Source organism: Gordonia hydrophobica NBRC 16057 (assembly GCF_001592365.1).
GTDB lineage: Bacteria > Actinomycetota > Actinomycetes > Mycobacteriales > Mycobacteriaceae > Gordonia > Gordonia hydrophobica.
The window spans coordinates 265,394-279,238 of the sequence record NZ_BCWU01000004.1 but is presented as its reverse complement, the minus strand read 5'-3'; the positions used below and the strand labels follow the sequence as shown (position 1 = coordinate 279,238).

General features: G+C 68.1%; 16 protein-coding genes. 13 read left to right on the top strand and 3 right to left on the bottom strand.

Translation table 11 applies throughout. From position 1 onward, the window contains the following. Positions 1–6: 6 nt before the first annotated feature. Positions 7–1,137, top strand: coding sequence for a succinyldiaminopimelate transaminase (gene dapC, locus GH2_RS09110; protein ID WP_066166192.1), 1,131 nt, complete (start codon positions 7–9; stop codon positions 1,135–1,137). Between the two features lie 64 nt (positions 1,138–1,201). Here dapC and GH2_RS09105 read toward each other — a convergent pair whose 3' ends face one another. Next, positions 1,202–2,023, bottom strand: coding sequence for an endonuclease domain-containing protein (locus GH2_RS09105; protein ID WP_239588589.1), 822 nt, complete (start codon positions 2,021–2,023; stop codon positions 1,202–1,204). Between the two features lie 161 nt (positions 2,024–2,184). After that, the gene (dapD, locus tag GH2_RS09100) at positions 2,185–3,147 is read right to left on the bottom strand and encodes a 2,3,4,5-tetrahydropyridine-2,6-dicarboxylate N-succinyltransferase (protein WP_066166189.1); all 963 of its coding nucleotides are present in this window, start codon (positions 3,145–3,147) and stop codon (positions 2,185–2,187) included. 47 nt (positions 3,148–3,194) lie between these two features. Here dapD and dapE point away from each other — a divergent pair, with 47 nt between their 5' ends. After that, positions 3,195–4,301 carry a succinyl-diaminopimelate desuccinylase gene (dapE, locus tag GH2_RS09095; protein ID WP_066166186.1) on the top strand — a complete coding sequence of 369 codons (1,107 nt, stop codon included), beginning with the start codon at positions 3,195–3,197 and terminating at the stop codon, positions 4,299–4,301. Positions 4,302–4,304: 3 nt separating this feature from the next. Here the strand turns inward: dapE and GH2_RS09090 are convergent, their stop codons facing one another. After that, the gene (locus GH2_RS09090; RefSeq protein WP_066166183.1) at positions 4,305–5,000 is read right to left on the bottom strand and encodes a TetR/AcrR family transcriptional regulator; all 696 of its coding nucleotides are present in this window, start codon (positions 4,998–5,000) and stop codon (positions 4,305–4,307) included. 128 nt (positions 5,001–5,128) lie between these two features. Between GH2_RS09090 and GH2_RS09085 the strand changes: the two genes are divergently transcribed. The 11 genes from GH2_RS09085 to glgC all read left to right on the top strand — a co-directional run bounded on the left by GH2_RS09085 (position 5,129) and on the right by glgC (position 13,774). Then, entirely contained in the window at positions 5,129–5,500 is a 372-nt protein-coding gene (locus tag GH2_RS09085) for a DUF2568 domain-containing protein (protein ID WP_066166180.1), read from the top strand. Further along, positions 5,487–5,933, top strand: a complete 447-nt coding sequence (locus tag GH2_RS09080) for a nitroreductase/quinone reductase family protein (protein WP_066166177.1) — start codon at positions 5,487–5,489, stop codon at positions 5,931–5,933. Before GH2_RS09085 ends, GH2_RS09080 begins: the two co-directional genes overlap by 14 nt. Before the next feature lie 69 nt (positions 5,934–6,002). Continuing rightward, positions 6,003–6,830 (top strand): LOG family protein, encoded by an 828-nt coding sequence (locus tag GH2_RS09075; protein ID WP_084247398.1) that lies wholly within the window; start codon positions 6,003–6,005, stop codon positions 6,828–6,830. After that, positions 6,827–7,363 (top strand): LOG family protein, encoded by a 537-nt coding sequence (locus GH2_RS09070; protein ID WP_066166174.1) that lies wholly within the window; start codon positions 6,827–6,829, stop codon positions 7,361–7,363. The genes GH2_RS09075 and GH2_RS09070 overlap by 4 nt, the downstream gene beginning before the upstream one ends. A 42-nt stretch (positions 7,364–7,405) precedes the next feature. Beyond that, on the top strand, positions 7,406–9,178 hold the full coding sequence (locus tag GH2_RS09065; protein ID WP_066166171.1) for a long-chain-acyl-CoA synthetase: 1,773 nt from the start codon (positions 7,406–7,408) through the stop codon (positions 9,176–9,178). A 96-nt stretch (positions 9,179–9,274) separates the two neighbouring features. Further along, positions 9,275–10,087: a dihydropteroate synthase gene (gene folP, locus GH2_RS09060; protein WP_174545335.1), complete on the top strand. Its 813-nt coding sequence runs from the start codon at positions 9,275–9,277 to the stop codon at positions 10,085–10,087. Beyond that, the gene (locus GH2_RS09055; RefSeq protein ID WP_066166166.1) at positions 10,084–11,043 is read left to right on the top strand and encodes a glucosyl-3-phosphoglycerate synthase; all 960 of its coding nucleotides are present in this window, start codon (positions 10,084–10,086) and stop codon (positions 11,041–11,043) included. The genes folP and GH2_RS09055 overlap by 4 nt, the downstream gene beginning before the upstream one ends. A 5-nt stretch (positions 11,044–11,048) precedes the next feature. Then, positions 11,049–11,396 carry a DivIVA domain-containing protein gene (locus tag GH2_RS09050; protein ID WP_066166163.1) on the top strand — a complete coding sequence of 116 codons (348 nt, stop codon included), beginning with the start codon at positions 11,049–11,051 and terminating at the stop codon, positions 11,394–11,396. Between the two features lie 123 nt (positions 11,397–11,519). Then, positions 11,520–11,687 carry a DUF3117 domain-containing protein gene (locus GH2_RS09045; protein WP_084247414.1) on the top strand — a complete coding sequence of 56 codons (168 nt, stop codon included), beginning with the start codon at positions 11,520–11,522 and terminating at the stop codon, positions 11,685–11,687. Continuing rightward, the gene (locus GH2_RS09040) at positions 11,684–12,538 is read left to right on the top strand and encodes a putative RNA methyltransferase (RefSeq protein ID WP_341264551.1); all 855 of its coding nucleotides are present in this window, start codon (positions 11,684–11,686) and stop codon (positions 12,536–12,538) included. Before GH2_RS09045 ends, GH2_RS09040 begins: the two co-directional genes overlap by 4 nt. A gap of 18 nt (positions 12,539–12,556) precedes the next feature. Continuing rightward, positions 12,557–13,774 carry a glucose-1-phosphate adenylyltransferase gene (gene glgC, locus GH2_RS09035; protein ID WP_066166156.1) on the top strand — a complete coding sequence of 406 codons (1,218 nt, stop codon included), beginning with the start codon at positions 12,557–12,559 and terminating at the stop codon, positions 13,772–13,774. Positions 13,775–13,845: the final 71 nt, after the last annotated feature.

The following is a 13,845-nucleotide window of genomic DNA, read 5'->3' as shown; positions in this document are numbered from 1 at the left end:
ACCTCAGTGACCGCTGCGCGCCGATCGACGACCCGCCGACTGAAGCCGGTGAGTGCCGGACTGCCGGACTTCCCCTGGGACACCATCGCCGATGCGAAGGCCGCGGCGCTCGCACACCCCGACGGGATCGTCGACCTCTCGGTCGGCACCCCGGTCGATCCGGTGGACCCGGTGATTCGCGAGGCGCTCGCCGCGTCGTCGGAGTTCCCGGGCTATCCGGCCACCGTCGGCACACTGGACTTGCGCGAAGCGGCGATCGGAGCGCTCGCTCGGCGGTTCGACATCACCGGCCTCGACCAGGCGTCGATCCTGCCGGTCGTCGGCACCAAGGAGATCATCGCCGGGCTGCCCGCACAGATCGGTGTCCGTCGCGGTGATCTCGTGGTCATCCCCGAGGTCGCGTATCCCACCTACGAGGTCGGCGCGCTGCTCGCCGGTGCCGACGTGCTCCGTGCCGACACGGTTCCGGCCATCGGTGACGGCGATCCGGTGCTGGTGTATCTCAACAGCCCGTCCAACCCGACCGGGCGGGTGCAGAGCGTGGCACAGCTCAAGGAGATCGTCGACTGGGCGCGGGCGCGCGGCGCCGTCGTCGTGTCGGACGAGTGCTACCTGGGACTGACCTGGGAGGGGCAGGCGTACTCGGTGCTGCACCCCGAGGTCTGCGGCGGCGACCACACCGGGCTCATCGCGGTGCATTCGCTCTCGAAGGTCTCCAACCTCGCGTCGTACCGGGCGGGCTTCCTCGCCGGCGACCGCGACCTGATCGCCGAACTCCTCGCTGTTCGCAAGCACGCGGGCATGATCGTGCCGTTCCCGATTCAGGGCGCGACGGTGGCCGCGCTCAACGACGACGTGCACGTCGACGCGCAGCGCGAGCGCTACCGGGTGCGTCGCGACAAGCTGCGGACCGCCCTCCTGGATGCAGGCTTCACCATCGATCACTCCGAGGCCGGCCTGTACCTGTGGGCCACGCGCGGCGAGGACTCGCGTGTCACGCAGCGCTGGCTGGCCGACCGCGGCATTCTGGTCGCGCCCGGCGACTTCTACGGTCCGGCCGGGGCGCAGCATGTCCGCGTGGCGTTGACGGGCACGGACGAACGGATCGACGCCGCCGTCGAACGCCTCGGTTCGTAAATAAATCCCCGTGGTGCCGACTACTGGAGGAAATCAGCTAAGGATCGGCGAATCGGGGATTCATTTACGCAAACCCTGCGGCGACCAACGGCTTGCGGTGCAGTCCACGTTTGATGGCTTCGTCGATGAGCGGGCCGACGAGGTTCCACTGGTAGACGACCTGTCGGTAGGTGAGTCGGATCGGGTGGTAGCCGAGAGCCCACGCTTGGAGGTCGCGTAGTCGATCCTTCTCGAACTGGTCCGGATCGGCGTGGTACTCGTAGCCGTCCACCTCGATGATCAGCGAGGTGCCGATCACGAGGTCGACCCGGCCGACGCAGGGAATCGGGACCTGGGTGCGGATCTGCAGGTTCGGCCGGCGGAGCCGAAGTCGGACCATGGTCTCGGTCCCGGACTCCGAGCGTCCGTCGACCAGCGACAGCGCGTGCTGCACGGATTGCGGCGTGCCGCCCAGTTCGGCCGCCAGGGCGGAGGGCGTCAGCAGTCCTCGATTGAGGATTGAATCGCAGACCACCACGAAGTCTTCGGTGGGCAGGCATCGGGCCGCGTGGCGGAGCGCGGTCGGCAGATCATCGACGGCATCGGTCACCGTCGGTGGCCTGCCGTGCTGTCTGCACCATGTCGGGTGATTGCGAACCGACGCAGTGGAACCGCGGACGTGCAGCTTCGACGTTGGCGGAACCCACACGCCGTGCAGTGTCAACGCCGACGCGCAACTCAGCACACCGCCGATGCTGACAGCGCGGACCACGTCGGGATCGGCCGTCGGTGTCGCGAGCCAGCCGTGCCGCAGCGCGCGGAGCCGGCCGTCTCTGATCGCGCCGTCGATCGCCGCACGCGGCATCGATTCCAGCAGCTTCCCCCGTTTGAACACCCCCGAGTCCATGACGGCGATCTTCGCATTTGAATCCCCTATACCGCCGGAACTTCTCATAATTCGCCATTCTGACGCGAATCGGGGATCAGTTTACGAGCGGCGGCGCCGAAGCCCCCGACGCACAAACGTCGGGGGCCTGGTCACGCACGCAGTACAGTGCGGGGCACTGATCAGTTGTGGGCGTGCAGCGCTTCGTTGAGCGCGATGCCGTCGCCTTCCTTGGCGGTCACTTCGACGGCACCGGTGGTGCTGTTGCGCCGGAAGAGCAGGTTCGACTGCCCGGCCAGGTCACGGGCCTTGACGACGGAACCGTCGGGGCCGACGACCTTGGTGCCCGCGGTGATGTACAGGCCCGCTTCGATGACACAGTCGTCGCCGAGCGGGATCCCGCAGCCGGCGTTGGCGCCGAGCAGGCAGCGCTTGCCGATGCGGATGATCTCCTTGCCGCCGCCGGACAGCGTGCCCATGGTCGACGCACCGCCGCCGATGTCGGAGCCGTCGTCGACGACGACGCCCGCCGAGATGCGTCCCTCGACCATCGACGTGCCGAGCGTGCCGGCATTGAAATTCACGAAGCCCTCGTGCATCACCGTGGTGCCGGGGGAGAGATGCGCACCGAGGCGGACGCGATCGGCGTCGCCGATCCGCACTCCCTGCGGGGTCACGTAGTCGACCATGCGCGGGAACTTGTCGATCGAGTACACGGTCACGTGACCGCGGGCGCGCAGTCGCGCGCGGGTCGTCTCGAAGCCGTCGACGGCGCAGGGGCCGAAGTTGGTCCACACCACATTGCTCAGCAGGCCGAACTGTCCGTCGAGATTGGCGCCGTGCGGTGCGATCAAGCAATGGGAGAGGAGGTGAAGGCGCAGGTAGACGTCGTGTGCATCGACGGGCGCGACGGAGAGGTCGGCGATGGCGGTCCGGACCGCGATCGTCCGCACACCGCGCGCCTCATCGGTGCCGACCAGCGCACGCAGGTCGGCGGGGACGTCGTCTCCGGTGAGTTCGGTGGTGCCGGTGTCCGCAGTGTCTGCGAGTCCCGGATCGGGGAACCAGGTGTCGAGGACGACGGTCTGACCGTCGTTCTCCCGGACGGTGGCGATTCCAATGGCAACAGCGCCTTGAGTAGTCACCGGACGATTTTAAACGCGCAGCGCGGATCCGCCTACGATGAATTCTTGTGAGCCTCCCCGCGTTGAATCTGACCGCAGACCCCATCGACCTGACGGCTGCGCTGGTCGACATTCCGAGCGTCAGTCACGACGAGGCGATGATCGCCGACGCCGTCGAAGCCGCACTGCGGACGCAGACGACCGGATTCGAGATCCGGCGGCACGGCAACTGCGTCCTCGCGCGGACCAATGGCGGGCTGCCGACACGCGTGATTCTGGCGGGGCATCTCGACACCGTTCCGATCGTCGACAACGTGCCCTCCCGGCGCACCGTCACCGACGCCGACGGCGACGTCCTGCACGGCTGCGGCACCGTCGACATGAAGTCCGGCGACGCGGTCTTCCTGCACCTGGCGGCGACACTCGACGCCCCCGCGCACGACCTCACGCTGATCTTCTACGACTGCGAGGAGATCGCCGCCGAGTTCAACGGCCTCGGCGCCATCGAACGCGACCTGCCCGACTGGCTGGTGGGAGACGTCGCGATCCTCGGCGAGCCGACCGCGGGCCAGATCGAAGCCGGCTGCCAGGGCACCCTGCGCGTCCGATTCAGCGCTGCGGGCACGCGAGCGCATTCGGCGCGCGCATGGATGGGCGACAATGCGATTCACAAGCTCGGGCGCCTGCTCACCACCCTCGACGCCTATCAGCCGCGGCGCGTCGACATCGACGGGTGCGAGTACCGCGAGGGTCTGTCTGCGGTCGGCGTGCACGGCGGTGTCGCAGGCAACGTGATCCCCGACGAGGCGTACGTGGACGTGAACTTCCGCTTCGCGCCGGATCGGTCGCCTGAGCAGGCGTTCGAGCACGTTCGCGAGGTGTTTGCAGCCGATCTCGCCGACGGCACGCTGACCGCTGTCATCACCGACTCCGCGGCCGGCGCCCTGCCCGGACTGGCGAACCCGGCTGCCGCGAAGCTCGTCGCCGCCGCGAACGGTCGGTTCCGAGCCAAGTACGGCTGGACCGATGTCTCGCGCTTCGCCGCTCTCGGCATTCCCGCGGTGAACCTGGGGCCGGGGGATCCGAGTCTTGCGCATCGCGTCGACGAACGCGTTCCGGTGGAGCAGATCACCGAGGTCGCCCGAATTCTTCGCGACTACCTCCTCGTGGGCTGACGCTCACGCGAACAGCAGTGCGGCGCCCAGGTCGACGACGCCCGCGTAGACGGCGGCGGGATCGTCGGTGATCGGGCCGAGCTGCTCGAAGAGTTCGCTGGAGATGGAGCCCAGGAGCAGGTTCCAGACGGCGATGGCGCGCGCCAGCGCCGCGGGCTGCGATCCGGGTGGCAGTGCGGGGTCGTGCTGCAGCACCGAGAGGGCACGCTCTGCCGCGTCTTGGACGCTCGCGTCGGTCCCGGCGACCGCTGGCGGGTCCGACGCGGCGACGATGCCGGCCAGGGCGGTCAGGGGACGCTCACCTGCGGGATTGGTCTGCTCCTGCGGAGCCTGGTAGCCCGGCACCGGTGACCCGTAGACCAGCGCATACTCGCTGGGATGCGCGACCGCCCACGCGCGGAGGGCGGTGGCGAACGCGGTGAACCGGGTGCGCGGCGTCCGATGCTGCGCCACCGCCGCATCGAGTCCGTCGGCGAGATCGTCGTACGCGTCCACGATCAGAACGGTGAGCAGGTCGTCGCGACTGCGCACGTAGCGGTACAGCGCCGACGGCGCGATCTCCATATCGCGCGCCACCGCCCGCAACGACAGCGCCGCTGCGCCGTGCTCGGCCAGATGGCGTCGGCCGACGGTGCGCAGACGGTGCTCGACGGCGGCGCGGTTGCGCGCTCGCGGCCCGGCGTCGATGGAATCACTCATTGCGGCCATCGTCGCACGCGCCGATTCAGAAATCCAGAAATAGAGAACAGTGTTCTTGATTTCTCGTCGCGCTGCGCCTATCGTCGTGAGTGAAACAAGAACACTGTTCTCTATTTGAAGGAGAAGTGATGACCGCGGTCTACTTCTGGACTCTCGCGACCGTGCTGTTCATCGTCGAACTGCTGATGCTGGGGGTGCTCGCGGCGGGCGTCTGGCAGGTGGCCGGGCGCGGCGCACTCGGCTGGGTCGGGGCGGTCGGAACCGTCGTGGCCGTCGCTGCGGTGTGGGCGCTGTTCGCGTCACCGTCGCCGATCGTCGACGCCGCTCCACTCAAGGCCGTCGTCAAGATCGTCCTGTTCGCCGCCGCCGCGCTGGTGCTGTGGCTGGTGCACAGTCGCACCGACCTCGCGATCGCGTTCGCGGTCGTCTGCCTCGTCGTGAACATCGCGGCGATCCTGCCGCCGTACAGCAACTATGGAGGTTTCGATGTCCCATCCTGATCAGTCCCGCGGCGGACGCCTGCTCACGCTGTCGAACGCCGCTGTCGGCGGCCTCGCCCGGCTCGGGGCGGCACCGCGCGCCTGCCACGAACTGACGGTTCCCGGGCGGGTGTCGGGTCGCGTCGCCGCACGCCCCGTCAACGTTCTCGACAGCGATGGTCGGCGGTTCGTCATGTCGCCCCGCGGAACAACGCAGTGGGTCCAGAACGTGCGAGCCGGGGGAGCGGTGACGCTCCGTCACGGTCGACACAGCGAGACGGTGCGCCTCGTCGAACTCGCCGACGACGCCAAGCCGGACTTGCTGCGAGAGTATCTGCGGCGGTGGGGATGGCAGGTGTCGGCTTTCGTCAACGGGCTCACCGCAGACTCATCCGACGCCGACTTCCACGCGGCGGCAGCGAGATTCCCGGTCTTCGAGATCGCCACCGCGTGAGCGCTGTTCGGCGGCGGTGATCGTCGGCGTCGAACGACGCGCGTCGATGCGGGTTGCTACTGTCGCCGCATGAACGATGGATCGCCGACCGACTCCACCGGCGGGGACGTGCCCGCGACCACCTGGCGATCGGGGGTGCCGTCGCCGGAGGATTCGACGCTGCGCAACCTGGGGCCGATGCAGGTTCGCCTCGAGGACGGGGCCGAGGTGGTTCCGTCGGATCGACGACTCCTGGAGTGGGTGGATCCGCGTGATCCGCAGCGTGCCGCGCAGCGGATGATCAAGGACTCCTGGCGGGTGCTGCGCATTCAGTCGGAGTTCGTGTCGGGATTCGACGCACTGGAGAACGTGGCCGAGGCGGTCACCGTCTTCGGGTCGGCCCGGATCAAGGAGCGCAGTCCCGAGTACGAGACGGCGCGCGATCTCGGGCGTCGCCTGGCGCACGAGGGCTTCGCGGTCATCACCGGCGGCGGCCCCGGCGTCATGGAGGCGACGAACCGGGGGGCGTACGAGGCGGGCGCCGAGTCGATCGGGCTGAACATCGAGCTCCCGTTCGAGCAGCACTCGAACCCATGGGTCACGATGAGCATGAACTTCCGGTACTTCTTCGTCCGCAAGACCATGTTCGTCAAGTACGCGCAGGCGTTCGTCTGCCTTCCGGGCGGCTTCGGGACGCTCGACGAACTCTTCGAGGCGCTCACGCTGGTGCAGACCAAGAAGGTGCTGCAGTTCCCGATCGTGCTGATCGGCACCGAGTTCTGGGGACCGCTCGTGGACTGGCTGCGGAACACGCTGGAGGCCGAGGGCATGATCTCGCCCGGCGACATCGACCTCGTTCATGTCGTCGAGACGCCGGCCGAGGCGGTCGCGATCGTGGTGAAGGCGGCGCGTTCGTGAGCGCCGTCTGCGTGTACTGCGCGTCGGGACCCGTCGACGCCGACTACCTGACCTTGGCGGAGCGGACCGGCGAGGCCATCGCGAAGGCCGGCCTCACCCTGGTCTCCGGGGGTGGCAACGTGTCGATGATGGGCAGCGTGGCCCGGGCCGCACGCGAGGCCGGCGGGCGGACGATCGGGATCATCCCCGAGCATCTGATGAAGAAGGAGGTGGCCGATCTCGACTCCACCGAACTCATCGTCACCGACACCATGCGCGAGCGGAAACGGCTGATGGAGGAGATGGCCGACGGCTTCCTGACGTTGCCCGGCGGCATCGGCACCTTCGAGGAGTTCTTCGAGACGTGGACCGGCGGTTACCTCGGTGAGCACGACAAGCCCGTGGTCCTGTTGAACCACGGCGGTTTCTACCAGCCGATGCTCAGCTGGCTCGACGATCTGCAGACGCGCGGGTTCGTCTCGTCGTGGGCGCTGGACAGGCTGAAGGTATGTGACACCGTGGGTGAGAGCATCACGTACCTGACTAACGGGTAAGGTGACGGCGTTCACCCGGACAACGATGAAGCGAGGCATTCGATGAGCACGAACGTTCCGAACCGAGTCGGACTCACAGACATCGTCCGCGGCGTCGTCAAGATGGTGCCCGACCTCCCGCGCATGGCGACTCACGCACCGGGCATGATCGTGCGTCCGCCTGCGGCCAAGCGGACGATCGGCCAGATCTTCGCCAAGCGCGCCGCCGACCATCCGGACCGCCCGTTCATCCGCTGGAACGGCGAATCCATGACCTACGGTGAGGTGAACCGTCAGGTGAACCGCTACGCGGCGGTTCTCGCCGATCGCGGTGTCGGGACCGGCGACGTCGTCGGCATCCTCGCAAAGAACAGTCCCACCGACCTCATGGTGATCCTCGCGGCGCTCAAGCTCGGCGCCGTCGCCGGAATGCTGAACTACAACCAGCGCGGCGAGGTCATCGACCACAGCATGACGCTGCTCGGCGGCAAAGTGCTGGTCTACGACCCCGACTGCGCCGAGGCGTACGAGTCGATCAGCGCGGACCGACTTCCCGCGCACGTCCTCGACTTCGCCGCCCTCGACGAGGCCGCCGCCGGCAAGCCCGAGATCGACCCGGCCGTCACCAAACACCTCCCCGCGTCGACGACCGCGTTCTACATCTTCACCTCCGGCACCACCGGGCTGCCCAAGGCCAGCGTGATGAGTCATAACCGCTGGCTCGCGAACTACGACGGCATCGGTGGCCTGGCCGTACGACTGCGTGCGTCGGACACGATGTATGTGCCGCTGCCGCTGTACCACAACAATGCGCTGTCGGTGTCCCTCGGCGCGGTCCTGGCCGCAGGCGCCTGCATCGCGATCAGCAAGCAGTTCTCGGCGTCGCGTTTCTGGGACGAGATCATCCTCAACCGCGCCACCGCCTTCTGCTACATCGGCGAACTCTGCCGCTATCTGCTGGCGCAGCCGGTCAAGCCCACCGACCGCACTCACTCGGTGCGCCTCATGGTCGGCAACGGCCTGCGTCCGGAGATCTGGGACGAGTTCACCGAGCGTTTCGGCGTCGACCGCGTCATGGAGTTCTACAGCGCCAGCGAACTCAACATCGCGTTCGTCAACGCCTTCGACGTCAAGCGAACCGCGGGGTTCTGCCCGTTGCCCTTCCGCGTGGTGGAGTACAACGAAGACGGCACCGCCAAGCGCGATGCGCGCGGACGACTGCGCAAGGTGCGCAAGGGCGAACCCGGTCTGCTGATCGCGCAGATCAGCGACCGGGTCCCGGTCGACGGCTACACCGACGACAGCGACACCGAGAAGAAGATCATTCGCGACGCCTTCAAGGAGGGCGATTCGTACTTCAACTCCGGTGACCTGGTTCGCGAACTCGGGTTCTCGCACATCGCCTTCGTCGACCGACTCGGCGACACCTTCCGGTGGAAGGGCGAGAACGTCGCGACCACCGAGGTCGAGGGATCGTTCGACAGCATCGACGCCGTCGAACAGGCCGTCGCCTACGGCGTCGAGGTGCCCGGCTGCGACGGTCGCGCAGGCATGGTGGCCGTGCAGCTGCGCGACGGGGAGTCGGTGGAGCCGAAGGAGCTCGCCGACCGCCTGTACCGCACCCTGCCCGCGTATGCGGTCCCGTTGTTCGTGCGATTCGTCCCCGAGATCGAGACCACGTCGACGTTCAAGAACCGCAAGGTGGAACTCCGCAAGGAGGGCTACGCCGAGATCGGCGACGACACCGTGTGGGTGCTGTCCGGTCGGACGGACGGGTACGTGCCGTACTACGACGACTACCCGGCCGACGTCGCGGCGGCGAAGGCCCCGCGCTGACGCATTCCGGGAGCATCGTAGGGTGAGTGGGTGAGCAACGCCTGTCCGGCCGCGACCCTCTGCGGTCGGCCCGTCGCCGCCGACCGCGCCCTGGTCATGGCGATCGTCAATCGCACCCCCGACTCGTTCTACGACGCCGGCGCGACCTTCGCCGACGACGCCGCCAAAGCCCGGATCGACGAGGTGGTGGCGCAGGGCGCCGACATGATCGATGTGGGCGGCGTGAAGGCGGGACCGGGCGCCGACGTCGACGCCGCCACCGAAGCACAGCGCGTGGTCCCGATGATCGCCTGGATCCGCCGCGCACACCCCGACATCCTCATCAGCGTCGACACCTGGCGCGCCGAGGTGGCCGCACAGGCCTGCGAGGCGGGCGCCGACCTGATCAACGACACCTGGGCCGGCGTGGACCCTGACCTGCTGTCGGTCGCGGTCGAGGCCCGAGCCGGGCTGGTGTGCTCGCACACCGGCGGCGCGCGTGTCCGCACCCGGCCGCACCGCGTGGCCTACGAGGACGTCGTGGCCGACGTGGTCGCCGAGGTCACCACCGCCGCGGAGCGAGCCCGCGCGGCGGGCGTCCGGGCCGACGGCATCTTGATCGACCCGACCCACGATTTCGGCAAGAACACCCATCACGGACTGGCGCTGCTGCGGCATCTCGACCGCCTCGTCGACACCGGTTGGCCGGTGCTGATGGCGCTCAGCAACAAGGACTTCATCGGTGAGACGCTGAACGCCGACCTTGGCGATCGTGTCGCCGGAACGCTGGCCGCGACCGCGCTCGCCGCAGCGCAGGGCGCGCGCATGTTCCGCGTCCATGAAGTCGCCGACACGCGCAAGGTCGTCGACATGGTGGCGTCGATCATCGGCACCCGCCCGCCGTCGCGCACGGTGCGGGGGCTCGCATGAACCCCGGGCACGAAGGCGTGGTCTGGGCCGAGCACGGCGAAGCGCCCTGGTCGCACACCCACACCTGGGACCATCCCGAGTGGAGCGTCGAGGATCTCGTCGCCGCCAAGAACGGCCGCACCGTGTCGGTGGTGCTGCCCGCGCTCAACGAGGAGGCGACGGTCGCCGGCGTGATCGCGACCATCGCCCCGTTGCTCGGCACCCTGGTGGACGAACTCATCGTCCTGGACTCGGGCAGCACCGATCGCACCGCCGAGCGCGCTCGCGCCGCGGGGGCCCGCGTCGTGACCCGCGAGGACGCGATTCCGGGACTGCCGCCGGTTCCCGGGAAGGGCGAGGCGCTGTGGCGGTCCATCGCGGCGACCACCGGTGACGTGATCGCCTTCGTCGACTCCGACCTCATCGATCCCGATCCCATGTTCGTCCCGAAGATGGTCGGCCCGCTTCTCGCCGACCCGGACATCCACCTGGTCAAGGGCTACTACCGTCGACCGCTGCGGACCGGAGACACGCAGGAGCCGGGCGGCGGGGGACGCGTCACCGAACTCCTCGCCCGCCCCTTGCTGACTGCACTCAAGCCCGAGCTCGGCGAAGTGGGCCAGCCGCTCGGCGGAGAGTACGCGGGGACGCGTGAACTCCTGGCCTCGGTGCGGTTCGCGCCCGGCTACGGTGTCGAGATCGGCCTGCTCATCGACACCTACGACCGCTACGGACTCGCAGGCATCGGCCAGGTGAACCTCGGCGTGCGCAGTCACCGCAACCGTCCACTGCACGAGCTGTCGTTGATGAGCAGGCAGATCGTCGCGACCCTGCTGGACCGCTGCGGGATCGACGACTCCGGTGTCGGGCTCACGCAGTTCGTCCCCGACGCCGACGGCGGCTTCACCCCGTACCGCACCGAACTCCTCCGCGGCGAGCGGCCGCCGATCAACGAGCTCCGACACTCGCTACCCTGAACACCGTGGTGACGATCGGACTCTATGTGATCGGCGTGGCCCTCATGGTCGCGCTCATCTTCTTTCTCGTGTGGTTCGTCTTCGGGCGCGGAGAAGAACTGCCCCCGATTCAGAAGGGCACCACGTTGACCCGGCTGCCGCGTGCGGGCATCACCGGCGACGACGTGCGGGTGGTGGTCTTCCAGCAGGCCTTTCGCGGGTACAAGGCGTCCGAGGTGGACTGGACCCTCGAGAAGCTGGCGCGCGAGATCGACGAGCTGCGCGCCGTCGTCCACGATCTGCAGGCGCGCGACGAGTTGGATGCGGCCGCCGCCGACACCGGACCCATGCCGCCGCTGCCTCCCCAGAAGTGACTCGAATCCGTTCCATATCGGCGTCATCGGGCCAACGTCAGTCGTACTGCCCGTAGTGCACACGTGTTCGCGAAGTATCATTGAGCCGAACATCGTGAGATCCACATGAAGGGAGCACGACAGATGGCGGCGATGAAGCCACGTATGGGGGACGGTCCGCTCGAGGCGGTCAAGGAAGGACGTGGAATCGTCGTTCGGATTCCGATCGACGGCGGCGGTCGGCTGGTCGTCGAACTGAATGACGAGGAGGCTTCGGCTCTGGGCGAGGCGCTGCGCGAGGTCACCGACTGATCGACGCGGCAGGATCGCGGTGGACTGCCGCGGCCGACCTTCTCGCGTGCCCGATCTGTTCGGACGTGCTCGCTCCGGTCGGCGCATCACTGCGGTGCGCCGCCGGACACTCCTTCGACATCGCTCGGCAGGGCTATGTGTCGCTGCTGACCGGTAGGGGAACCAACCATCGGTCCGACACCGCTGACATGGTCGCGGCACGCAACCGCGTCTTCGAGGCAGGTCTCTACGCGCCGATCGTGTCCGCGGTGTCCGCGGCCTGTGTCGGCGCGACGATGATCCTCGACGCCGGCGGCGGACCCGGCCAATACCTGGCGGCCGCGCTCGACGCAGCCGAGGACACCGCGCTCGGCGTGGGCCTCGACCTCTCGCGGTACTGCGCCCGCAGTGCGGCCAGACGTCATCCGCGCGGATTCTCCGTCGTCGCCGACCTCTGGCAGGGCATCCCGATCCAGGACGGCGTCGCCGACGCCGTTCTCTCGATCTTCGCGCCGCGCAACGCCTCCGAGGTCGCGCGGGTCTTGGCGCCGGGCGGCCGCTGGATCATCGTCACGCCCGAACCCGGGCATCTCGCCGAGGTGGTGGAGTCGATGCACATGCTGTCGGTCGGGGAGGGCAAAGGCGAGCGGTTGGCGCACGAGCTCGCCGTCGACTTCACCGATGCCACTGCGTCCCGCGTCACCGAGTCCATCGACGTCGCTGAGTCGGAACTGGTCGACGTCGCCGCGATGGGACCCGCCGCATTCCACCGCACGCGGGACCAACTGGCCGCGTCGGCGGCCGCACTGGCGGCCGGCGGTCCGGTGTCGGCGACGCTCGACGTGACCATCTCGGTCGCGCAGCGCCGGTGAGCCCGATATGTTGATCTTGTGAGATCACAACCGCATGTTCTCGGAATCGTCCTCGCCGGCGGTGAGGGAAAGCGGCTCTACCCGCTGACGATGGACCGCGCGAAACCCGCCGTGCCGTTCGGCGGGTCGTACCGCCTCATCGACTTCGTGCTGTCGAATCTGGTGAACGGCGGCTACGAGCAGATCTGCGTCTTGACGCAGTACAAGTCGCACTCGCTCGACAAGCACATCTCGCAGACCTGGTGGTCGTCGGGATTCCACGGCGAATTCATCACCCCGGTGCCCGCGCAGCAGCGGTTGGGGCCGCGCTGGTACACCGGCAGCGCCGATGCGATCTACCAGTCGATGAACCTGATCTACGACGAGGAACCCGAGTACATCGTGGTCTTCGGCGCCGATCACGTGTACCGGATGGACCCGTCGCAGATGGTCGAGGCGCACATCGCGTCGGGTGCCGCGGTGACCGTCGCGGGCATCCGGGTGCCGCGCAGCGAGGCGTTCGCGTTCGGCTGCATCGACGCCGACGACACCGGGAAGATCACCGAGTTCCTGGAGAAGCCCGCCGATCCGCCCGGCACGGTCGACGATCCCGACGTCACGTTCGCGTCGATGGGCAACTACGTGTTCACCGCCGACGCGCTGGTCGACATGCTCAAGGCCGATGCGGCGGAAGCGGACTCCGACCATGACATGGGCGGTGACATCATCCCCGCCTTCGTCGAGCGAGGCGAGGCCTACGTCTACGACTTCGACGACAACATCGTCCCCGGCCAGACCGACCGCGACAAGGGCTACTGGCGCGACGTCGGCACGCTGGACTCGTTCTACGAGGCGCACATGGATTTGGTGTCGGAGAACCCGGTGTTCAACCTGTACAACAAGCGCTGGCCCATCCGCGGTGAGACCAGCCACCTGCCGCCTGCGAAGTTCGTCCGTGGCGGCACCGCCAACGATTCGGTGGTCGGCGCCGGGACCATTGTCGCCGGAGCGATGGTGCACGGATCGGTCCTGTCGAACAACGTCTTCGTCGACGAGGGCGCGGTGGTGCAGGGCAGCGTCCTGATGCCGGGCGTGCGCATCGGAAAGAACGCCGTGGTCCGCAACGCGATCCTCGACAAGAACGTCCGCATCGTCGACGACGGCCAGTTGGGCGTGGACATCGAACGCGATCGTGAGCGTTTCGTCGTCTCGCCCGGCGGCATCGTGACCGTCGGGAAGAACCAGGTCGTCGAGTAGGGAGTCCCCGCACCGACCGCTGGCGCGGCGCACTCGAGACGACAGGGTGATCGCCGCCCTACCGCTTCGTC